This is a genomic window from Streptomyces sp. 549 (assembly GCF_030124175.1).
Lineage (GTDB): Bacteria > Actinomycetota > Actinomycetes > Streptomycetales > Streptomycetaceae > Streptomyces.
Genome location: NZ_JASKMT010000010.1, coordinates 79712 through 101446 on the forward strand (window position 1 = coordinate 79712; position 21735 = coordinate 101446).

At 74.3% G+C, this 21735-nt stretch carries 21 protein-coding genes; 11 read left to right on the top strand and 10 right to left on the bottom strand.

All coding sequences use genetic code 11. From position 1 onward, the window contains the following. Window positions 1-42: 42 nt before the first annotated feature. The 3 genes from QNO07_RS14035 (at window position 43) to QNO07_RS14045 (ending at window position 2196) form a co-directional block, all read left to right on the top strand. Window positions 43-702 carry a DedA family protein gene (locus QNO07_RS14035; RefSeq protein ID WP_283992304.1) on the top strand — a complete coding sequence of 220 codons (660 nt, stop codon included), beginning with the start codon at window positions 43-45 and terminating at the stop codon, window positions 700-702. A 112-nt stretch (window positions 703-814) separates the two neighbouring features. Continuing rightward, window positions 815-1345, top strand: a complete 531-nt coding sequence (locus QNO07_RS14040) for a gamma carbonic anhydrase family protein (protein ID WP_283992305.1) — start codon at window positions 815-817, stop codon at window positions 1343-1345. Window positions 1346-1443: 98 nt separating this feature from the next. Further along, complete coding sequence (locus QNO07_RS14045; protein ID WP_283992306.1) at window positions 1444-2196, top strand: acyltransferase; 753 nt, start codon at window positions 1444-1446, stop codon at window positions 2194-2196. Window positions 2197-2337: 141 nt separating this feature from the next. On the opposite strand, the gene QNO07_RS14050 is transcribed toward QNO07_RS14045, so the two are convergent. After that, entirely contained in the window at window positions 2338-3204 is an 867-nt protein-coding gene (locus QNO07_RS14050) for an EamA family transporter (RefSeq protein WP_283992307.1), read from the bottom strand. Between the two features lie 108 nt (window positions 3205-3312). Between QNO07_RS14050 and QNO07_RS14055 the strand changes: the two genes are divergently transcribed. Beyond that, entirely contained in the window at window positions 3313-3885 is a 573-nt protein-coding gene (locus tag QNO07_RS14055) for a helix-turn-helix domain-containing protein (RefSeq protein ID WP_283992308.1), read from the top strand. A 68-nt stretch (window positions 3886-3953) separates the two neighbouring features. On the opposite strand, the gene QNO07_RS14060 is transcribed toward QNO07_RS14055, so the two are convergent. Beyond that, on the bottom strand, window positions 3954-4364 hold the full coding sequence (locus tag QNO07_RS14060; RefSeq protein ID WP_283992309.1) for a CoA-binding protein: 411 nt from the start codon (window positions 4362-4364) through the stop codon (window positions 3954-3956). A 59-nt stretch (window positions 4365-4423) separates the two neighbouring features. Here QNO07_RS14060 and QNO07_RS14065 point away from each other — a divergent pair, with 59 nt between their 5' ends. The 4 genes from QNO07_RS14065 to QNO07_RS14080 all read left to right on the top strand — a co-directional run bounded on the left by QNO07_RS14065 (window position 4424) and on the right by QNO07_RS14080 (window position 9891). Further along, a complete protein-coding gene (locus QNO07_RS14065) occupies window positions 4424-5050 on the top strand; it encodes a YigZ family protein (RefSeq protein WP_283992310.1) in 627 nt (208 codons plus the stop codon). Window positions 5051-5139: 89 nt separating this feature from the next. Further along, window positions 5140-5652 carry a metallophosphoesterase family protein gene (locus QNO07_RS14070; RefSeq protein WP_283992311.1) on the top strand — a complete coding sequence of 171 codons (513 nt, stop codon included), beginning with the start codon at window positions 5140-5142 and terminating at the stop codon, window positions 5650-5652. Window positions 5653-5722: 70 nt separating this feature from the next. Continuing rightward, on the top strand, window positions 5723-6886 hold the full coding sequence (locus QNO07_RS14075) for an exonuclease SbcCD subunit D (RefSeq protein ID WP_283992312.1): 1164 nt from the start codon (window positions 5723-5725) through the stop codon (window positions 6884-6886). Then, the gene (locus QNO07_RS14080) at window positions 6883-9891 is read left to right on the top strand and encodes an AAA family ATPase (protein ID WP_283992313.1); all 3009 of its coding nucleotides are present in this window, start codon (window positions 6883-6885) and stop codon (window positions 9889-9891) included. Before QNO07_RS14075 ends, QNO07_RS14080 begins: the two co-directional genes overlap by 4 nt. A gap of 73 nt (window positions 9892-9964) precedes the next feature. Here QNO07_RS14080 and QNO07_RS14085 read toward each other — a convergent pair whose 3' ends face one another. Then, on the bottom strand, window positions 9965-11716 hold the full coding sequence (locus QNO07_RS14085; RefSeq protein ID WP_283992314.1) for a DUF885 domain-containing protein: 1752 nt from the start codon (window positions 11714-11716) through the stop codon (window positions 9965-9967). A 60-nt stretch (window positions 11717-11776) separates the two neighbouring features. Next, on the bottom strand, window positions 11777-12262 hold the full coding sequence (locus QNO07_RS14090) for an Lrp/AsnC family transcriptional regulator (RefSeq protein WP_283992315.1): 486 nt from the start codon (window positions 12260-12262) through the stop codon (window positions 11777-11779). Between the two features lie 59 nt (window positions 12263-12321). On the opposite strand from QNO07_RS14090, the gene QNO07_RS14095 reads away from it, so the two are divergent. After that, window positions 12322-13491 (top strand): trans-sulfuration enzyme family protein, encoded by a 1170-nt coding sequence (locus QNO07_RS14095; RefSeq protein WP_283992316.1) that lies wholly within the window; start codon window positions 12322-12324, stop codon window positions 13489-13491. Here QNO07_RS14095 and QNO07_RS14100 read toward each other — a convergent pair. The 5 genes from QNO07_RS14100 to QNO07_RS14120 form a co-directional block, all read right to left on the bottom strand. Beyond that, complete coding sequence (locus QNO07_RS14100) at window positions 13439-14821, bottom strand: GNAT family N-acetyltransferase (RefSeq protein ID WP_283992317.1); 1383 nt, start codon at window positions 14819-14821, stop codon at window positions 13439-13441. The two genes, QNO07_RS14095 and QNO07_RS14100, sit on opposite strands and share 53 nt — an antisense overlap. 85 nt (window positions 14822-14906) lie before the next feature. Next, window positions 14907-15419 (bottom strand): DUF1990 domain-containing protein, encoded by a 513-nt coding sequence (locus tag QNO07_RS14105; protein ID WP_283992318.1) that lies wholly within the window; start codon window positions 15417-15419, stop codon window positions 14907-14909. Between the two features lie 25 nt (window positions 15420-15444). After that, window positions 15445-17034, bottom strand: a complete 1590-nt coding sequence (locus QNO07_RS14110) for an alkaline phosphatase D family protein (RefSeq protein WP_283992319.1) — start codon at window positions 17032-17034, stop codon at window positions 15445-15447. A 167-nt stretch (window positions 17035-17201) separates the two neighbouring features. Beyond that, entirely contained in the window at window positions 17202-18038 is an 837-nt protein-coding gene (locus tag QNO07_RS14115) for an alpha/beta fold hydrolase (RefSeq protein ID WP_283992320.1), read from the bottom strand. A 132-nt stretch (window positions 18039-18170) separates the two neighbouring features. Continuing rightward, the gene (locus QNO07_RS14120; protein WP_283992321.1) at window positions 18171-18920 is read right to left on the bottom strand and encodes an SDR family oxidoreductase; all 750 of its coding nucleotides are present in this window, start codon (window positions 18918-18920) and stop codon (window positions 18171-18173) included. A gap of 205 nt (window positions 18921-19125) precedes the next feature. Between QNO07_RS14120 and QNO07_RS14125 the strand changes: the two genes are divergently transcribed. Further along, window positions 19126-19857, top strand: coding sequence for a GntR family transcriptional regulator (locus QNO07_RS14125; RefSeq protein ID WP_283992322.1), 732 nt, complete (start codon window positions 19126-19128; stop codon window positions 19855-19857). A gap of 74 nt (window positions 19858-19931) precedes the next feature. Next, entirely contained in the window at window positions 19932-20801 is an 870-nt protein-coding gene (locus tag QNO07_RS14130) for a phosphotransferase (protein ID WP_283992323.1), read from the top strand. Between the two features lie 142 nt (window positions 20802-20943). Here QNO07_RS14130 and QNO07_RS14135 read toward each other — a convergent pair whose 3' ends face one another. Further along, window positions 20944-21609, bottom strand: coding sequence for a class I SAM-dependent methyltransferase (locus QNO07_RS14135; RefSeq protein WP_283992325.1), 666 nt, complete (start codon window positions 21607-21609; stop codon window positions 20944-20946). Between the last annotated feature and the right edge of the window lie 126 nt (window positions 21610-21735).

Sequence of the window (21735 nt, forward strand, 5' to 3'; positions counted from 1 at the left end):
GCCGGGAAGACCGGGCTGGTGGCATGACGGGGAGGATGGGCGTTGGACATCCAGGGTTGGCTGGAGACGATTCCACCGGTAGCGGTGTACTCGCTGGTGACAGTGATCATCCTCGTGGAGATGCTCGGAGTGCCGCTGCCTGGTGAGATCATCCTCGTCAGCGCGGCGCTGCTGGCCTCGCAGGGCTACGTGGACCCGGTGTGGGTGGCCGCCTGTGCCATCTTCGGAGCCTGCGTCGGCGACAGCCTGGGGTACCTGATCGGACGCCGCGGCGGCAGACCGCTCTTCGGGTGGCTGGGGCAGAAGTTCCCCAGGCACTTCTCACCGGACAACGTGGCCCTCGCCGAGCGCTCCTTCGAGCGCTGGGGCGCCTGGGCGGTCTTCTTCGGCCGGTTCGTCGCCCTGCTGCGCATCTTCGCCGGTCCGCTGGCGGGCGTGCTGCGCATGCCGTACTGGAAGTTCGCCGCGGCCGACATCCCCGGCGGCATCCTGTGGGCCGGCGGCACCACCGCCGTCGTCTACTACGCGGGCAAGGTCGCCGAGGAGTGGCTCAAGCGGTTCTCCTGGATCGGCCTGGTCCTCGCACTCCTGGCCGGTGTGTGCTCCTTCGCGATCATCAAGCGGCGGGCGAAGAAGATGGCCGCCCGGACGCTCACCGACACCACGCCCTCAGAGCGGCAGACGGTGCCCGCCGGCGAGTGACCCGCCACCCCGGCGCACGGACCAGCGGTGCGGACCGCCGCCGGGCGCCGCGGTCGCGGCCATGACGAGCCGACCGGCAGCGTCCTCAGGAACCAGGAAGCCAGGAGCGGCGATGACAGACCGACCCCTGATCGCGGCGGTGGGCGGCCACGCCCCGCGCCTGGACCCGGACGCGTTCGCCGCGCCGACCTCGGTGGTCACCGGCGACGTCACCCTCGCAGCCGGGTCGAGCATCTGGTACCACACGGTGCTGCGAGCCGACTGCGGTCCCATCACCGTCGGTGCCCGCAGCAACATCCAGGACAACTGCACCGTGCACGTCGACCCCGGCTTCCCCGTCACCGTCGGCGACCACGTCTCGGTCGGCCACAACGCCGTCCTGCATGGCTGCACGGTCGAGGACGGCGTGCTCGTCGGTATGGGTGCCACCGTGCTCAACGGCGCCGTCATCGGCACGGGGTCACTGGTGGCCGCACAGGCCCTGGTCCCGCAGGGCATGCGGGTGCCGCCGGGTTCGCTGGTGGCTGGTGTGCCCGCCAAGGTCCGGCGCGAGCTGGCCGACGAGGAACGCGCCCACCTGCGCCTGAACGCCGACATGTACGTCGAGCTGGCGCGCACCCACCGCGAGGCGCACGGCGGCTGACCGCCCCCGCCCCCGCGGCACACGCCGGCCGGGCGTGTGGGGGCAAGATCACAACGGGCCGGACAGCCGACGCGGGCCGCGACCACTACGGTGAGGACGTGCGCCCGACTCCCAACCCCCTCCCCGCGCTGCTGAGCCGCGTGGTGCACGGTGCGTGGCGCTGGGCCCAACGCGCCGGCTCGGTGACCGCGGACCGCCCCGGCCCGTACGCCTTCCGCCGTATCGGCGCGGGTACCCGGCTCGCCTTCCCGCAGGGCACGGTGTTCGGAACGCCCTGGATCGAACTGGGCGACCACTGCGTCATCGGCGCCGACGTCACGCTGACCGCGGGCATGATGCCCGACCTCGAACTGGGACCCGACACGGTGCTGCGGCTGGGCAACGGCGTGGTGCTGGGCCGCGGCAGCCACGTCATCGCCGACACCTCGGTGACGATCGGCGACGACGTGTTCTTCGGGCCGTACTGCTACGTCACGTCCACCAACCACTCCTACGACGACCCCGAGCAGCCGATCGGCAAGCAGTGGCCCAGGACGGCCCCGGTGGAGATCGGCCCCGGCAGCTGGATCGGGCACGGCGCGGTCATCCTGCCGGGGGCGCGGCTGGGCCGCAACGTCGTGGTGGCGGCCGGTTCGGTGGTGCGCGGCGAGGTCCCCGACCACGCCGTGGTCGCCGGGGCGCCGGCCCGGGTGGTGCGCCGCTGGGACGCCGAACAGGGCTGGCAGCCGCCGCTGCGCACCCCGGCACCCGTGCCGGTGCCCGAAGGTGTCTCCGTGGAACAACTGCTCGCGTTCACCGAGTCCGGTGACGAGCGCCGCCCGCCGGGCACACTGGACAGCACAGCCGGCTGACGACCGGTCCCGACCGGTGAGGGAAGGTGTGTACCGTGAACCGCCGCACGCAGCGGATCCTGCTGGTGACCCTGTTCGCCCTGCAGGCGGTCGCCCTGCTCCTGCTGGCGGTGCGGCACCTGTGAGGGCGGGCGCCGCGGGTCAGCCGGCGACCAGCAGCACCGTTCCCATCAGCGCCAGCCCCGCACCGGCCGTCTGCACCGCGCGCAGCCGCTCCTGGAGCACGCCCCGGGCGGCCAGGGCGGTGACCACCGGGTACAGCGACGCCAGGACGGCGGCGACCGTCACCGGCCCGTGCTGCGCGGCGACCATGTAGGTGCCGTTGGCGGCCACGTCGGCCAGTCCGATCAGGGCCAGGGTCGGAAGGGCGGCCCGCAGCCCGGCGGAACCGTCCGCGGGCAGTGCCTTCGTGCCCGTGCGCGTCGCCGCCCACAGGGCCGCGCCGCCGACCGCGACGTTGAGCACGCGCTGCACGAACAGGGCGAGGAACAGCCCCGTCATGGTGGACGAGGCGTGTTCGATGAGCGCCATCACCGAGCCGAAACCGAAGGCGGCCAGCAGCGTGAGGCCCACGGTACGGCGGGCCACCGGTGCTCCGCCCACGCTCGGGCCGCAGGCCAGCACCACGCCGCTGACGGCGACCAGTACGCCGGCGATCTGCACCCAGCCGGGACGCTCGCCCAGTGCCAGTCCGACGCCCACCGGGACAGCCACCGCTCCCACCGCGCCGAGCGGTGACACCACGCCCATGGGGCCGAGGGCCAGCGCCTTGTAGAAGGCGAGCATGCCGATCGGTCCCACCACGCCCGCGGCCACGGCGAACCACAGCTGCGGGCCGATCTCGGACCAGCCGCCGGTGGCCACGACCACCACGCCCAGGGCCACGGCCGCCAGCGACTGCGAGACGACAACCACGGTGAGCGCCGACATGCGCCGGGTGACCAGGCCACCGCCGAAGTCGGCCAGCCCCCACATCAGGCTGGTCATCAAAGCCAGGACGGCGGTCATGGTCGTACCTCGCAGTACAGTGTGATGAACGGTTGGGTTCAGCACACCGTAGTGCATCACAGTGAACTTATGCATTCAGAATAGTAGACTCCGTAGTGAAGGGCGTCCGTGACCGATCTCGACCACCTCACTCAGTCCCTGGCAAGAAACCTCAAACGGCTGCGCACCGAACGGGGGTTCACCTTGGACGCGCTCGCCGCGCGCGCCGGCGTGAGCCGCGGCATGCTGATCCAGATCGAGCAGGCCCGCACCAACCCCAGCGTCGGCACCGTCGTGAAGGTGGCCGACGCCCTGGGCGTCAGCATCACCGGCCTGCTCGACCACGAGCGGGGTGAGGCGGTACGCCTGGTGCCCGCCGAGCTGGCGGTCCGGCTCTGGAGTACCGAAGCGGGCAGCCACAGCACCCTGCTGGCCGGCACCGAAGCGCCCGGGCCGCTGGAACTGTGGAGCTGGCTGCTCATGCCCGGCGACGGCAGCAGCTCCGACGCCCACCCGCCCGGTACGGCGGAACTGCTGCACGTGCGCGCGGGGGTTCTCACCCTCACCGTTGACGGCATCGACCACGAGGTGCCGGCCGGCACCTCGGCGACGTTCGGCTCGCACGTCCCGCACGGTTACCGCAACGACGGAGACGAGCCCGTGGAGATGACCCTCGCCGTGTCCGTCCCCGCCCCCCGCTGACGTCGCCCCCGGCTGGCTCCGCCCGCGTGCTGGCGGGCGGGCCCCGTCCGTGAGCGGGCGGGAGCGCCTCAGGACGCCAGGCGGGGTATCTCGATCGCCGGGCAGCGGTCCATCACCATGTCCAGCCCAGCTGCCCTGGTGCGCTCCCGTGCCGCCTCGTCGACCACACCCAACTGGAACCACACCGCCTTCGCGCCCACCGCCACCGCCTCGTCGGCGACACCCCCCGCCAGGGCGGAGTTGACGAACACGTCGACCACGTCGACGGGGAACGGCACATCGGCGAGCGAGGCGTAGCCCTTCTCCCCGTGTACGGTCTCCGCCTTCGGATGGACGGGCACCACCCGCTTGCCGAAGCGCTGGAGCACCGCGGCGACGCCGTAGGCCGCCCGGTCGGTGTTGGTGGACAACCCGACCACCGCCCACGTGTCGCCCGACTCCGTCAGAATCCGCCGCACTGCCTGCCGGTCCGCGTACATGTGGGAATGAACCCGCGCCCGCCGACGGCCATTCCCGGCACCCCGCATAGGGTGGCCGCATGCAGGAGCAGTACGCCACCGTCGCCACCGCGGGCACCCACGAGACGGAGGTCAACCGCTCCCGGTTCCTCTGCTCGCTCGCCCCGGCCGCCACGGAGCAGCAGGCGCTGGACCACCTCGCCGGTGTGCGCCGCGCACACCCCACCGCCAGCCACCACTGCTTCGCGTACGTCATCGGCGCCGACGCCGCCGTGCAGAAGGCGGGAGACGACGGCGAACCGGGCGGCACCGCCGGCCTGCCGATGCTGCAGATGCTGCTGCGCCGCGACATGCGCTACGTCGTCGCCGTCGTCACTCGCTACTTCGGCGGCACCAAACTCGGCGCCGGGGGGCTCATCCGGGCCTACTCCGGCGCGGTCGGCGCCGCGCTCGACACGCTGGGCACGGTCACCCGCCGCAGGTTCCGCCTCGTCCACGTCACCGTCGACCACCAGCGGGCCGGCCGCCTGGAGAACGACCTGCGCTCCACCGGCCGGGACGTGCGCGACGTCGTCTACGGGCAGGCCGTCACCCTGAGCGTGGGGCTGCCCGAAGCGGAGGTGGACACCTTCCGCGCCTGGCTGGCGGGCGCCACCGCGGGCGCCGCCACCGTGGAACTGGGCGGGGAGGCCTACGGCACGCCCTGAGTACCGGGCCCGCGCCCGCCCGGCGCACGGGGACGCGCCGCATCCGCGGGTGCGGCCCCGGGCCCGCGGCCGGCGGGTACGTTGGCCGGGTGCGCCTGCTGCTGACGACGGACACCCACCTGCCCCGCCGCGCCAAGCACCTCCCGCAGGAGCTGCTGGAGCGCGTCGACGCGGCCGACGCCGTGATCCACGCCGGTGACTGGGTGGACACCGACACGCTCGACCTGCTCGAACAGCGGTCCCGGCGGCTCGTCGCGGTGTACGGCAACAACGACGGCGCGGCGCTGCGGTCCCGCCTCCCGGAGACCGCCCGGGCGGAACTGGGCGGCCTGCGCTTCGCCGTGGTGCACGAGACCGGCCCCGCCCGCGGCCGGGAGCAGCGGTGCGCCGCCCGCTTCCCCGACGCGGACGTCCTGGTCTTCGGCCACAGCCACATCCCCTGGGACACCCGCGCCGCCACTCCCGGCGGCACCCTGCGGCTGCTCAACCCCGGCTCGCCGACCGACCGCAGAGCGCAGCCGCACTGCACCTACATGACTGCCGAGGCCGACGGCGGAGAGCTGACCGACGTGGTGCTGCACCGCCTTCCGCCCCGCCGCTGAGCCCGCGGCGGGCAGCGGTTGCGGGGTTCGGGCCACGCGCTGTCAGTGGCGGGGCTTAGGGTCGGTGACCATGCGCCTCCTGCACACCTCGGACTGGCACCTGGGCCGGAGCTTCCACCGCGTCGGCCTGCTCGACGCCCAGCGGGACTTCCTCGACCACCTCGTGGCCACCGTCCGCGAGCACCGCGTCGACGCGGTGCTCGTCGCGGGAGACGTGCACGACCGGGCCGTGCCGCCACTGGCCGCGGTCGAACTCTTCGACGACGTGCTGCACCGGCTGGCCGGGCTCGGCGTCCCCACGGTGATGATCTCCGGCAACCACGACTCGGCCCGCCGGCTGGGCGTGGGCGCCGGACTCCTGGACCGGGCGGGCGTGCACCTGCGCACCGACCCGGCCGGCTGCGACCGGCCCGTGGTACTCACCGACGAGCACGGCGACGTCGCCCTCTACGGCCTGCCCTATCTCGAACCGGCCCTGGTGCGGGACGAGTTCGGTGCCGCCCGCGCCGACCATGCGGCGGTGCTGGGCGCCGCCATGGCGCGGGTGCGGGCCGACCTCGCGGCCCGCCCCGAGGGCACCCGCAGCGTGGTGCTCGCGCACGCCTTCGTCACCGGCGGGGAGGTCTCCGACAGCGAACGCGACATCACCGCGGGCGGCGTCGCCTCCGTCCCGCTGTCGGTCTTCGACGGCCCGGACTACGTGGCGCTCGGCCACCTGCACGGCTGCCAGACCCTCAGCCCCCGGGTGCGCTACTCCGGCTCGCCGCTCGCCTACTCCTTCTCCGAGGCGTCGCACCGCAAGTCGATGTGGCTCGTCGACCTCGGCCCCGAAGGCGCCCTGCAGACCGAACGCCTCGACTGCCCGGTGCCCCGCCCGCTCGCCCGCATCAGGGGCCCGCTGGAGGACCTCCTCGCCGACCCCCGGCTGGAGCGCCACTCCGGCGCCTGGGTCGAGGCCACCCTCACCGACGCCACCCGCCCCGCCGACCCCCTCACCCGGCTCACCGCCCGCTTCCCGCACCTGCTGCACCTCGTCTTCGACCCCGAACGCGACCCCGAGCAGGAGCGGGGCTCCTACGCACACCGGGTCCGGGGCCGCGACGACACCCAGATCGCCCGGGACTTCGTCACCCACGTCAGGGCCGGGCGCGGCCCCGACGCGGGCGAAACCGACCTGCTGCGCAGCGCCTTCGAGGCGGCCCGGGTCAACGAGGCCGCGAGGGCCGACAGGTGAGGCTGCACCGGCTGACCGTCAGCGCCTTCGGCCCGTTCGGCGCCACCGAGCACATCGACTTCGACACGCTCTCCGCCGCCGGCCTGTTCCTGCTCCACGGCGCGACCGGCGCCGGCAAGACCTCGGTGCTCGACGCCGTCTGCTTCGCCCTCTACGGGGCGGTGCCCGGCGCCCGGCAGAGCCAGGGCGCGGGCCGCCTGCGCAGCGACCACGCCGACCCCGGCACCGCGACCGAGGTGGTGCTGGACGTCACCGTCGGCGGCCGGCGGCTGGAGGTCACGCGGCGCCCCGAACAGCCCCGGCGCAAGCGCAGCGGTGACGGCTGGACCACCGACAAGGCCCAGTCCCTGCTGCGGGCCTACGACCCCGAGGCCGGCGAGTGGCGGGGGCTCAGTCGCTCCCACCGGGAGATCGGGCAGGAGATCACAGAGCTGCTCGGCATGAGCCGGGAGCAGTTCTGCCAGGTGGTGCTGCTCCCGCAGGGCGACTTCGCCCGCTTCCTGCGGGCCGGCGCCGAGGAACGGGCGCAGCTGCTGGGCCGGCTGTTCGACACCGGCCGTTTCGCCGCCGTCGAACGGCACCTCGCGGAGCTGCGGGCGCAGTCGCAGCAACGCCTGCGGGCCGCGGACGAGCACCTGCTCGCACTCGCCCACCGCATGCATCAGGCCGCCGGCGACATCGCCGCCGAGCACCCGCTGCCGCCGCTGTCCGCAGGCGAGCCCGATCTCACCGGCACCGTGCTCGGCTGGGCCGCCGTGGCCCGCGGCACCGCGTACGAGCGCGGCGAGATCACCGCCTCCGCAGCCGCAGAGGCCGAACGTGCCCACCGCGGCGCCGAGCGCCGGCTCGCCGAGGCGCGGGAGTTGGCGCGCCTGCAGCAGCGTGGGGCGGACGCCGCCCGGCGGGCCGCGCAACTCGCCGAAGCGGCCCCCGAGCGCGCACAGGTCCGGGCCCACCTGGACCGCGCCAGGGCCGCCGACACCGTGCAGCCCGCCCTCGACCTGCGCGAGCAGGCGGCAGCCGCCCACCGCCGGGCGGCCCGCGTCGAGGAGGAGCTGCGCGCCCGCCTGCCCACCGCGCTCGCCACCGCCACAGCTGAGGAACTCGCGCACCAGGAAGCGCAGCTGCGCGAACGCCTGGGCGCACTGGACGCCGCGCGCCGTGCCGAGCAGCGCAGCGCCGAGCTGGCCGCGCAACTCGCCGCCCTGGAGGCGGAGGCGGGCGCCGACGAGGAGACCCTGCGCGAGGCCGAGCAATGGCTCGCCGACTGGCCCGCACGGCGCGACGCGCACCAGGCCCGCGTGGACGCCGCCGCCGACGCGGCCACCCGCGCCGAACAGCTCACCGCCCGCCTCGACCCGGCGTCGCGCCGACTGGAGGCCGCCCGGCGCAGGGACGACCTGGCAGCCCGCACCGAAACGGTCGAGCACGCCCACCTCACCGCCCGGGAACGCGCCACCGCCGCCCACGAGGAGTGGCTCGACCTGCGGGAACGCCGCCTCCAGGGCATGGCCGCCGAACTGGCGGCGGCACTGCGCACCGGCGAGCCGTGCGCTGTGTGCGGGTCGCGTGAGCACCCCGGCCCGGCCCGGCGCGGCACCCACCACGTCGACCGGCAGGCCGAGGAGCGGGCCCTCGCCGCCCACCGCGAGGCAGAGGACGGCCGGGAGGCCGCGCGCCGCACCCTGGCCCGGCACGAGGAGGCGCTTACCGCCGCCACCACCGACGCCGACGGCGGCGAGACCTGTGTGCTCGACGCCGAGGTGCGTGCCCTGACCGCGGAACGCGACGAGGCGCGCACCTCGGCCGGAGACGCGCACGCCGCCAGGGAGGCGATGGAGCAGGCCCTGCGCGAGCAGGCCGGCCGACTCGCCGCCCGCGACGAGGCCGGCCGCCGTGCCGCCGCCCGGGCCGCCGGCCGGGAGGCGCTGCTCACCGAACGGGCTGCGCTGCACGCGGAGGTCGAACGGGCCCGGGGCACGGCGGCCAGCGTCAGCGAACAGGCGTCCCGTCTCCAGCGGTTCGCTGAACTTGCCGCCCGGGCGTCCGCCGCGGCCCAGCAGGCGCAGGACTCGGCGGACCGGCTCAAGCAGGCCGACGCGCAACTGGCCGACGCCGCCTACCGGGCACGGTTCTCCACCCCGCAGCAGGCTGCCGGGGCGGTGCTTCCGCCGGCCCGGCAGCGTGCCCTGCAGGAGCGGCTGGACGACTGGCAGGCCCAGGAGGGCGCGGCGGCCGCCGAACTCGCCGATCCGCAGGTGCAGGCCGCCACCGAGCTTCCGCCGGCCGCACCGGAGACGGCGGAACGCCACCTGGCGCTGTGCGCGGCCCGGTGGCGGGCGGCCGACGCGGCCCACGCCGCAGCCCGCAGTCGCCGCGAGGAACTGGTACGCCTCTCCACCCAGGCCGCGGCGGACGCGCGCCGGCACGCCCCGCTGCGGGCCGAGGCCGACCGCGCCGCGGCGCTCGCCACGCTGACCGCGGGCACCTCGGCGGAGAACGAACGCCGCATGCGGCTGGAGTCGTACGTGCTGGCCGCCCGGCTGGAACAGGTCGCCGCCGCGGCCGGCGCCCGTCTCGCGCAGATGTCCGGCGGCCGCTACACGCTGCTGCACTCCGACGAACGGGCCGGGCGCGGCGCCCGCTCGGGCCTCGGCCTGCACGTCGTCGACGCATGGACCGGCCAGGCCCGGGACACCGCCAGCCTCTCCGGTGGCGAGACCTTCACCGCCTCCCTGGCCCTGGCACTGGGCCTGGCGGACACCGTCAGCGACGAGGCCGGCGGCACCCGGCTCGACACGCTGTTCATCGACGAGGGCTTCGGCAGCCTCGACGAGCAGACCCTCGACGAGGTGATGGACGTACTGGACTCCCTGCGCGAGCGCGACCGCAGCGTGGGCATCGTCAGCCACGTCGCGGAGCTGCGCAGGCGCGTCCCCGCCCAGCTGCACGTGGTCAGGCAGCGCACCGGCTCCACGGTCCGCCTCACCGGCCAGGACGCCTGACGGGCCGGGCCCGCCGGGCGGCTCCCCCTCGGGGGCTCGCCCGGCGGGCCCGGCCCGGCTCAGCGGGCGCCGGTCACAGCGCTGACAGTTCCGCGGTGAGGTCGTCCAGACCCAGCGAGCCCTGCGAGAGGGCCGCCATGTGCCAGCGCCTGGCGTCGAAGCTGTCACCGTGCGCGCGGCGTGCCGCCTCCCGGCCCAGCAGCCAGGCGCGCTCGCCCAGCTTGTAGCCGATGGCCTGGCCGGGCATGCCCAGGTAGCGCACCAGCTCGCTCTCCACGAAGTCCGCCGGCCGGCCGCTGTGCATGCCGAAGAACTCCTGCGCGAGCGCGGGAGTCCACCGCTCACCCGGCCGGAACGGCGAGGAGTCCGGAATGGCGAGGCCCAGGTGCATGCCGATGTCGACGATGACGCGTGTCGAGCGCATCATCTGCGCGTCCAGGTAGCCCAGTCGGCGTTCCGGGTCCGACAAGAAGCCCAGCTCGTCCATCAGCCGTTCCGCGTACAGGGCCCAGCCCTCCGCGTTGGCGCTGACCATGCCCACGGTCGTCTGGTAGCGGGAGAGCCGGTCGGCGACGTGCGTCCACTGGGCCAACTGGAGGTGGTGGCCCGGCACCCCCTCGTGGTACCAGGTGGTGACGAGATCGTAGACGGGGAAGCGCGTCTCGCCCATCGTCGGCAGCCAGGTGCGCCCCGGACGGGAGAAGTCCAGCGACGGGCCGGTGTAGTAAGGAGCGGCGGCCCCGCCCGGCGGAGCGATCATCGACTCCACCCGCTTCACCCGGTCCGCCAGTTCGAAGTGCGTGCCGTCCAGCGCGTCGATCGCCTCGTCCATCAGCTTCTGCAGCCAGATCCTGACCTCCTCCACGCCCTCGATCGCCGCGCCGTGCGCGTCCAGGTGCCGCAACGCCTCCCAGGGCGTGGCCGCACCGGGCAGGATGCGTTCGGCCTCGGTGCGCATCTCCGCGATCAGCCGGTGGTACTCAGCCCAGCCGTAGGCGTAGGCCTCCTCCAGATCGAGGTCGGTGCCGTTCCAGTAGCGGGCCCAGAGCCGGTACCGGTCGCGCCCCACGGTCTCGGGGGCGCCCTCGATGCCGGGCGCGTACTTCTCCCGCAGCCAGTCCCGCAGGTCCGCCACGGCGGCTGTCGCCCGCGCGGCTGCCGAGTCCAGCTCGCCGCGGAGCGCGTGGGGGCCGCTCCGGACGAAGGCCGCGAACCACGGTGTGCCGCCGGCGGCGCCGCTCCACTGGGCCAACTGGCCGATGACGGTGCTCACCTGGCGCGGCCCGGCGGGAAGCCCAGCCTCCAGCCCGGCGGCGAGGGAGGCGCGGTAGCCGGCGAGCGCGTCCGGCACCGCCCGCAGCCGTGCGGCCACAGCCGCCCAGTCGTCCTCGGTCTCAGCGGGCATCACGGTGAACGCCATGCGCACGCTGTGCACGGGTGAGCTGAGATTGCTCACCCGGCGCAGGTCCTCCTGCGCGTCGTGCACCGCCAGCTTGGCGGTGAGGCGTTCCCGCAGCAGCCGCGCGCAGCGCCGCTCCGCGTCCGCGTCGACATCGGCCGCGGCACCGTCCTGCGGTATGTCACCGCCCGTGGTATCGGGGCCGCCCGCGCGGACTGCGGCCTCCGCGTCGTCGAGGCGGGCCAGCGTCGCCCGGTGCAGCGCGGCGACGGCCCCGTGGCCGTCGGGAGAGAAGTCGGGCAACCGGCGGGCGCTGCGGGCCAGACCGAGGTACGTGCCCTGGACGGGGTCGAGTTCGACGAGCGCGTCGACGTAGTCGTCTGCCACCCGGCGTGGCAGCGGTGAGGGGTTCTTGGTTGCGGACATGCCGTCCATCCTCATACGGATGCTCTCGCCGCGTCACCCGTACCCGAAGGTCACGACAGGTCACGGCGACGACGGGTCCGCAGGCATCAACGGCCCGCAGTCCCACTGCTGGAAGATCAGCCGGGTCTCCACCCGCGCCACCTCCCGGCGGGAGGTGAACTCGTCGAGCACCAGCCGCTGCAGGTCCGCCGTGCCCGTCACGGCGACGTGCACGAGGTAGTCGTCGGGGCCGGTCAGATGGAACAGCGCCCGCGACTCCGGCAGCCCCCTGACCCGTTCGACGAACGGCCCGATCAGCTCACGTCGGTGCGGGCGCACCTGTACCAGCAGCAGCGCCTCCAGCGAGCGGCCCATCCGCGCCGGGTCCAGCCGCAGCTCGTGCCCGAGGATCACACCGCTGCGCCGCAGCCTGCCGACCCGGTCCAGGCAGGTGGACGGGGCGACGCCCACCGCTGCGGCCAGGTCGCGGTACGTGGTCCGGGCGTCGTTCTGAAGCAGCCGCAGAATCTCCAGATCGACCGGATCCAGACTGACGGAATCGGTCATCGGCCGAACGTAGCACGGGCTCCGAGGGATACTTCCCGGTAGCTGTTCAGCATGGCCTCATGGAGACCACACCCCGTTCCCTGGCCACCGAGGCAGTGCACGCCGGCCGCGAGGACCTCGCCGGCCTCGGTCTGCACGCCGCACCCCTGGACCTCTCCACCACCTACCCCTCGGCGGACAGCCGTGCCGAGGCGGCCCGGATCGACGAGTTCGCCGCGACCGGCGCTCGGCTCACCGGCCCTCCGGTGTACGCCCGGCTGGACAACCCGACGGTGGCCCGCTTCGAGCAGGCGCTCGCCCGCCTGGAGGGCGCCGAGTCAGCGGTCGCCTTCGCCAGCGGCATGGCGGCGCTGAGCGCGGTACTGCTCGCCCGGTCGGCGGCCGGCCTGCGGCACGTCGTCGCCGTCCGCCCGCTCTACGGATGCAGCGACCACCTGCTCGACAGCGGCCTGCTGGGCACCGAGGTGACCTGGACCGACCCGGCCGGGGTGGCCGACGCGATCCGCCCGGACACCGGGCTCGTCGTGGTGGAGACGCCGGCCAACCCCACCCTTGCCGAGATCGACCTGCGGGCCGTCGCGCACTCCTGCGGGACCGTGCCGCTGCTCGCCGACAACACCTTCGCCACGCCGGTGCTGCAGCGCCCGCTGGAGCAGGGCGCGCGCCTGGTCATGCACAGTGCGACGAAGTACCTGGGCGGGCACGGCGACGTGATGGGCGGCGTCGTCGCCTGCGACGAGGACCTCGCCCGGCAGCTGCGCAAGATCCGGTTCGCCACCGGGGGAGTGCTGCACCCGCTGGCCGGCTACCTCCTGCTGCGGGGCCTGGCGACGCTGCCGGTGCGGGTCCGCGCCCAGTCGGTGACGGCCGCGGAACTCGCCGCCCGCCTTGCCCGCGACCCGCGGGTCGGCCGGGTCCACTACCCGCGGATCGGCGGCGCGATGGTCGCCTTCGAGGTCCGCGACGACCCGCACGCGGTGATCTCCGGGGTCCGGCTGATCACTCCTGCGGTCAGTCTCGGCAGCGTCGACACCCTCATCCAGCACCCGGGGTCCATCAGCCACCGCATCGTGGCCGAGGACGACCGCCGGGGCGCGGGCATCAGCGAGAAGCTGCTGCGCATGTCGGTGGGGCTGGAGGACGTCGAGGACCTGTGGCAGGACCTCGACACCGCCCTCAGCGCCCGTCAGCCGGCGTCCGCACCGCAGCGGGCGTCAGCCGGGCACTGATCACCAGCGTGCCCTCCTCGACCTGGTAGTCCAGCGGCAGCCCCAGCCCCCGCATGGCCGCGACCATGCCGGTGTTGGACGCCTGCGTCACGGCGTAGACGCTGCCGCAACGGGACTCCTCAGCCATCGCCACCAGGCGGCGCAGCAGTTCGGAGCCGATGCCGCGGCGCTGCCACTCGTCCTCGACGAGCAGCGCCACCTCCGTCTCGTCGCCGTCCCACAGCAGGTGCCCGAGGGCGACCAGCCGGCCGGACGCCGTCTCCACCGCGAGCGTTCGGCCGTAGCGCGGCGACAGCAGATGGCCCAGGTAGCGGTCCGCGTCGTGCACGGGTCCGTGGTAGCGCAGCGACAGGGTCCGCGCCGAGCAGCGGTCGTGCATCGCGCGGGCGGCGGTGACGTCGCCGGTGTGCGCGCGGCGCACGCTGACCGTGCCGTCCGCCGCGAGCGGAAGCTCGTCCCGCTGCCGGGGGACCCGCTGGCCCAGCCGGGCGTCCAGCTCCACCAGGGCGCGGGCCCGCGCGAACTCGGTCGGGGTGAACGGCAGATGAGGACGCTCGATGACGATGAGGCCACCGGTCGGGTCGGGCAGCCGCAGCACCGTCTCCGCCATCTCGCCCTCGGGCGGCACCCGGCGGTCGGTGGTCGCGCTGCCGGTGGGGGACCGGTCGGGCAGTGAGCGGATGGTGCACCTGCCGAGCAGTTCCCGCAGCGCCAGGGGGAGTTCGGCGCTGTCCAGAGCGGTTCGGGTGGCGATGCCCAGGACGCGGGTCGGGGCGTCCACCAGGTCGTGGGCGTCGGCCCGCTCCAGCCAGGTGCCGCTGCCGCCGCCGTCGCGCACCACGGCGGTCAGCGCCGCCGGGTCGAGTTCCTGCGGGGCGCGGAGCAGGAACTCGTCGACGGTGGCACTGCCGAGGGGGTGGGTCTGCAGCGTGAGGATGTCCACCGACCGCCCCGCCAGCGCCGTGCACAGCGCGGCCAGCGCGCCCGGCCGGTCCCGCACGGTGGTCCGCATCCGCCACAGCACGGTCGGCAGGTCCGCCCCGGCGCCGGCGCTGCCGGGCGGCGGGGCGGTGCCGGTATCGGTACCGTCCGGCGGCGGCGCGTGCGGGTGGCGCCGGGCCCACCAGGTGTGGAAGCCGGCGGTGGCGAGCAGTACGACGGCGGAGCAGACCAGCAGCACCGGCCCGTCGGGGGCGTTGACGACGGTCTTGGCGATGCTGTCGGCGACGGTGACGGCGGTGAACAGTGCGGCCAGCTCCACCAGGTCACGGCGCCAGTGGTGGCCCCGTCGGACGGCGTTGCGGGTCCTGCGCGCGGAGATGTCAGCCATGCGCCCAGCCTCCTCCACCGGTGTTGCGTGATCACGAACGAACTGTGACTGATGGGTTAAGGGCAAAACGGATTGATGGTGCTTTTCAGCCACCCGCCGCAAGGCGGCGCAGCACGCGCCCGCACCGGCGGGCGTACGCCCGCTGGAACACCGGCACCAGCGGGCCCGCGCACCTGGTCCACCACACGGCGGGCAGGCTGAACGCGGCCACGGTCAGCCACACCGAACCGTCGGGCCGCCACTCGACCGTGAACGCCTCCTCGCCCCGCACGGGGTGCCCCGGCAGCGTGCCGTAGCCGAACCCGGCGCGCCGTTCGCCGTCGCGCGACCACACCACGCGGCACGGCCCGTGCACCCGCAGCCGTGCCACGCCCAGGCCGACCACGACCCGCACACCGCTCTCGGCGCGCGGGCCGTCCGCGTCCACCTCCACGCCCATCGCCCGGTGCATGCGCCACCCCAGGACCGCGTCCGCCGCCGCCCGGTAGCACCGCCCGCCGTCGCCGACGCGGGTGCGCACCCGCAGGTGCCGGTAGCCGGCGGGGTGCGCGCCGTCGGATGTCGCCCCGACCTCGGGATACGTCAGCTCGTCCGCCATCGCCCCATCATCGCCCCCGCGCCGGCTACTGGCCGACCCGGCCGGGCTGCAGCACCTTCGTGAACAGCACCGCGCCGCCCTCCTCGCGCAGCCGCACCGTCAGCTCACCGCTGCCGCCGTCGATGTCCACCTGCCCGTAGAACTGGCCGCCCTCGCCGGGCGGCACGTTCGCCCGGTGGGGCGCCTTGAGGAACCGCTGCACCGGCCCGAACGTGCCGTCCATCCGCACCGCCGGGAAGCCGCCCGCGTGCAGCGGCCCGGAGACGAATTCCCAGAACGGCTCGAAGTCCTTGAACGCGGCCTGCGACGGCTCGTAGGAGTGGGCAGCGGTGTAGTGCACGTCCGCCGTCAGCCACACCGTCCCGGTGATGCGCCGGTGCTTGACGAACCGCAGCAGGTCGGCGATCTGCAGCTCCCGCCCCAGCGGCAGGCCGGGGTCGCCCTGGGCGACGGCCTCGAAGTCCTCGCTGCCGTCGGCCACCACCAGACCCAGCGGCATGTCCGAGGCGATCACCTTCCACACCGCCCGCGACCGGCTCAGCTCGCGCTTGAGCCAGGCGAGTTGGCGTCCGCCCAGGATGCCCTGGCGGTCGGTGGCCTGCCGTCCCGGGGAGTTGGCGTTGCGGTGAGTGCGCATGTCCAGCACGAACACGTCGAGCAGAGGCCCGTGCCGCACCACCCGGTAGACCCGCCCCTCGCTGTCGCCGGGCGGCAGCGTGGACAGCGGGAAGTACTCACCGAACGCCCGGCGCGACCGGGCCGCCAGCACGTCCACGTCCTTCACCCGGTACCTGGGGTCGTCGAGGATCTCTCCCGGGTACCAGTTGTTCACGACCTCGTGGTCGTCCCACTGGGTGATCGAGGGCACCTGCGAGTTGAAACGCCGCAGGTGCGCGTCGAGCAGGTTGTAGCGGAAGTTGCCCCGGAACTCGTCGAGGGTCTCTGCGACCTTGGACTTCTCCTCCGTGGTGACGTTGCGCCACACGCCGCCGCCGGGCAGCGCCACCGTCGCCTCGATCGGGTTGTCGGCGTAGACGGTGTCGCCGCTGTGCAGGAAGAAGTGCGGCGAGAGGCGCCGCATCTCCTCGAACACCGGGAAACCGCCGCGATCGGGGTTGATGCCCCAGCCCTGCCCGGCGACGTCCCCCGACCACAGGAAGCGGACGCCGGCCCGGCGGCCGACCGGAGCCGTCCGGAACGAGCCGTGAAGCGGCTCGCCGGTGCGCCGCGGATCGTCCGGGTCGGACAGCAGCACCCGGTAGTGCACGTCCCGGCCGGGAGGCAGGCCGTGCAGCGCGGTCCGCCCGGTGAAGTCGGTGCCGGGACCGACCAGCGGGCCGCGCCAGCGCCGCACCGAGCGGAAGGACTCCGTCGGCGAGGTCTCCACGGTCATCCGGGCGGGCCGGTCCGCGCGCACCCACACCAGGCCGGACGAGGCGGTGACGTCACCGGTCTGCACACCCCACAGTCCCGACGGCCGACCGCCCAGAAGCTGGGCGGGCGCCGCCGCGGAGGCACGCGGCAGCGGCAGGGCGAGCGCGGCTGACGCCGCCAGCGAACCGCGCAGCACGGCGCGGCGGCCGGGACTGCTGCGGGGGTGGTGTCCGTCGGGCATGGGGTCCTCCTCAGCGGTGGGGGCTGCCACGCAACACGGTCCCGGACAACGGCCGTCGGCGGAACGGTGAACGGCGTCCCACCACCCGAGAACCACCCGGGCGGCGCCCCCGGACCCGGGGGCGCCCCCACGGCCACCGCACCCACACCCCGTCACATGGCGGGCGTTCAGCGGGCGGTGTCCGCGATGACGCGCGCCACCCGCGCCGGGTCGTCGCTCATCGGCACGTGGCCGCACCCCGGCAGCCGCACCAGGCGCGCACCCGGCATGACGTGCTTGGCCCGGACGCCCTGCCGGCGCGGCAGCAGGACGTCGCGGGTACCCCAGGCGATCGTCACCGGGATCTTCGCCAGGTCCGAACGGAACAGCCCGTCTCCACCCCGGCCCGCGGCGAGTGTCCGCGCGAAGTCCGGCGCGCCGCGCAGCGCGCGGGTCTCGGCGACCACCGCCTCGGGGGAGCGGCGCCCGGGGCGGGCGTAGATGGTGCCGGTCAGCGCGGCCCGCCCGGCCGGGGTCCGGGCCAGTCGGCGCACGGCGCCGTCCGGCAGCGCCTCGGCCCCGGCCCGCATGGCCCGCAGCACGGCGAACGCCCAGCGCCGCTCGCCCTCGGTCCAGAACCCGGCGGGGGACAGGGCGGTGACGGACCGTGCCAGCCCCGCCCGTCCCAGGTGCAGCGCGATCAGCCCGCCCAGCGAGTTGCCCGCCAGGTGCGGACGGTCCAGGTCGAGTTCGGCGAACACGTCCGCGAGCACCGACGCCAGCGTCTCCGGGCCGTGCCGCAGCCCGGCGGGCAGGGCCGGCGACTCGCCGAAGCCGGGCAGGTCCAGGGCGATCACCTCATGGGAGGCGGCCAGCGCGTCCATCACCGGAGCCCAGGCCTGGCGGTGGTGGCCGATTCCGTGCAGCAGCACAAGCGGCTCTCCCGACCCGCGGCGCTCGCAGGCGACCGAGACCCGCGGACGGTCCTCACGGGTCACCCGCACGAAGGACACCGGCTCGGACATGGGCTCTCCTCTGATTCCTCGACAGCACGACGAACAGCACACCCTGTCAGCAGCGGCCCGGACGGGAAACCCCGGGGAGGCCCGGTCGGCCACGCGCCCACCTTTCGTTCCGCGGGGGTCCCGTCCACCTGCTCAGAGGCCTCCGGCCACGCGCAGCACCGCGCCGGTGGTGTAGGACGCCTCCTGCGACAGCAACCAGGCGACGGCCCCGGCCACCTCCGAAGGCTCACCGGGCCGCTTCATCGGCACCCGGTCGGGCTGCCGCCACGGCCGCTGGGGATCGCCCATGGAGGCGTGGATGTCGGTCAGGATCATGCCGGGCTGCACCGAGTTGACCCGCACGCCGTCGCCGGCGAGTTCCCGTGCGAGGCCCACGGCCAGTGCGTCCACCGCGGCCTTGCTCGCTGCGTAGTGCACGTACTCGCCGGGGCTGCCGGTGGTGGCCGCGGCGGAGGAGACGGTGACGATCGCGCCGCCCGTCCCGCCGTGCCGCCGCGACATGGCCAGCGCGGCGCGTCGCGCGCAGTAGAGCACCCCCAGCACGTTCACGTCGATCACGCGTCGCATGTCGGCGGTGGAGGTCTCGGTGAAGCGGCCCAGCGGGCCGGTGATACCGGCGTTGGCCACCAGACCCGTCACCGGCCCCAGGTCGCGGGTGACGGCGTCGAACAGCGCGTCCACCTCCGGCTCCCGGGCGGTGTCCGCCCGGACCGCGAGCGCCCTGCCGCCCTCGGCCCGTACCGCCGCCGCCACCCGCTCCGCGGCGTCCGCGTCCCGCTCGTAGGCGACGCCCACCGCGTGCCCGTCGCGCGCCAGCCGCAGCGCGACCGCCGCGCCGATCCCTCGGCTGCCCCCGGTGACCACCGTGACCTGCTGCTCCATGGAGTCTCTCCTGTGTCCCGCCCCGCGCCGGCTGCCCTCGCGCCGGCACCGCGGTGACGCTATCGGACGTCCGGCACCGCCGACGCGGAGGCATTGGTCTTGACCAAAGGGGCGGGTCGTCCTATGGTCACAGGGCATACGCAACAACCTTTAAAAAAGAAGCACGCATAAACCCGTCGGCGACACGGCGATTGCGGAGGCAAGGGTGGGGACCACGCAGTTGGAGACGGTGCCGGAGCCCAAGTACTGGCACCTCAAGACGGTGTTGTCGGAGGCACTGGACTCCGAGTTCGCCGTCGGGCAGATCCTGCCCAACGAGCGCGACCTCGCCGCCCGCTACGGAGTGGCCAGGGCCACGCTGCGGCAGGCGCTGGAGCAGCTGGAGTTCGAAGGGCGTCTGCAGCGCCGCCGGGGAGTGGGCACCACCGTCGCCCCGCCGCGGGTCGGCGTGGACATCGCCCCCGTGCAGGGCAGCTGGCCCGGCGCTCCCGGTGACGCCTGGCAGGTCGAGGACTGCACCGAGACCTCGCCGCCCGCCGCGGTGGCCCGCCTGCTGGACCTCGTCGACGGCGAGACGGTGCACGTCGTGCGCCGCGCCCGGACATCACACGGCCAGCCGCTCGCCGCCGAACTGCTCTACGTGCCGCTCGACGGTCCGCGCAGCGGAGCGGACGACGGCGCCGCCCGCGGCCAGGCCGTGCTGCGTGCCCTGCACCGCGACCCGCTCGACGGCCAGGACCGTTCGGTGGAGCTGGGCTCCGCCGGCGCCGAGGACGCCCGGCAGCTCGACCGGCTGCCCGGAGCCCCGGTGCTCGTGGTCACCACGCGTTACCTCTCCGGCGGCCGCGTCGCAGCCGTGGCCGTCTCCACCTACCGCGCCGACACCTGCCGGCTCACCTTCGGCGAGACCGGCGGCATGGAACTGCTCGCCAGCTGAGCCCACTCGGGTCGGACCCCTGCCTCCGCGCGGCGGGAGCGGGGGAGAGGCCACGGCGCGCAGGAGGGCAGGCAGTGACGGACGGACTCGCCCGCGCAGCTGAACCAGCCGTTCGGCTGCGTCCTGACTTCCACCCCGCAGCGATCCTCTCCCGCAGTGGCAAGTCCCTGCTCATCGCCGGACACAGCGACGACGGCCCCACCGTCGCCAAACTGCTGACCGACCACACGCCGTTGTGGGCCGACAAGTGCCTCGCGGAGATCCGCGCCTACGAAGCATTCGGGCGCACTCCGCCGCCCGTCCGCGTGCCTCGGTTGATCGCCGCCGACGCACACCGGCACGTCCTGCTCATCGAGCACGTCAGAGGTCGCCCGCCCCTCTCCGATCGCTGGTCCCCGCACCCTCTGCGCCCGGCAGACCTCGCCGCGATGCTCATTGCGCTGTGCTGCTTCTCCCGCTGGCAGCCACCGCCCGGGGCCTTCACTCGCGCCCCTGACTACCGGGCACGTCTCGAACGGGATCGCAGACGGGGCGTCATCACCCCGCAGGACCTGAGTGCGCTGACCGATCTTCTGCACCAGGCGGACACTGCCGCGGTACCAGGTCACGGAGACCCGCTGCCGACCAACTTCCTCCTCACCGCCGACGGTCAGGCGGCGCTCATCGACTGGGAACACGCAGGCCGCTACCTGCCCGGGTACGACCTCGCCCTGCTGTGGATCCTCCTCCTCGCCACGCCGGGCGCGCGCGAGCACATCGAAGGGCTCATCGCCGCCGAACCCGCCCCCGTCCAGGCCGCCTTCACTCTCAACAGGGCCGTACTCCTCGCCCGTGAACTCCACAGCCACCTGCAGCTGCCGTCCTCCACGTGGCGCGACGAACGCGTCATGGCACTCCGACGGGATTTCGACCATCTGCGAGAACAACTGCGCGCCAGCCGGTAGCGGTTCGTCGAGCCGCGCTGATTCCCGTTGCCGGGCATGGAGGGACGCGCGTCGGGCGAGGGGTGGGGAGCGGCTCACGGGTGTTTCCCGAGCGCACAGTGGACGGGATGAGGTGGCTCCGCCCCCCGCCCCGGGGCCGGGCTCAGTGCGGCAGGGTCTGCGTGACGCGCCACAGGCGGCGGGGCAGGTCGCCTTCCTCGAAGGCGTGGACTTCGGTGAGTGACCAGTCGTCGGCCAGGGAGTCGACCAGGTGGCGGGGGAAGAAGTGCACGGCGAAGCCGCCGTGTTCGAAGACGTCGTCGCCGTGGGCGGTGCCGGTGCCGTAGTGGGCGTCACCTGTGTGCCGGACGGTGTAGACGAGCGTCCCGCCGGGCCGCAGCACGCGGCGGATCTCGCCGACCAGGGTGTGGATCTCGCGGGTCGACAGGGCCATGCACAGCAGCATGTGGGCGAACACCGCGTCCACGGAGTTGCCGGGCAGCGGTAGCGGTTCGCGCACGTCGTGGACCGCGGTGGTCACCCGTTCGCTCACACCCCGGGCCCGCGCGGCCTGCTGGAGTTGCTCAAGGCCGACGGGGCTGAAGTCGGTGGCCTGGACGGTGAAGCCCTCGTGGGCGAAGTGCAGGGCGTCCCGGCCGTGCCCGGCTCCCAGTTCGAGCACGTCACGCGCGCCCGCCGCGCGGAAGGCACGGGCGGCGTGCCTGGCGGGGACGGAGGGATCCTCCCCGTACATGCCCGGGTGGGCGCTGTAGGTGTGCTCCCAGTGCTGCCGCTGCGCGGCTGCCAGGTCCTGATCGTCGTCGCTCACGTCCGTACGTCCCCTTCGTCCCGGCAGGCGCGGGGCTCGCCGGACAGCTTATGGGGCCCTGGTCTGGGCGAACGGCGCGTGGCCTGCCACAGGGCACAGTTCTGGACAGGTGTCCATATTTGATGG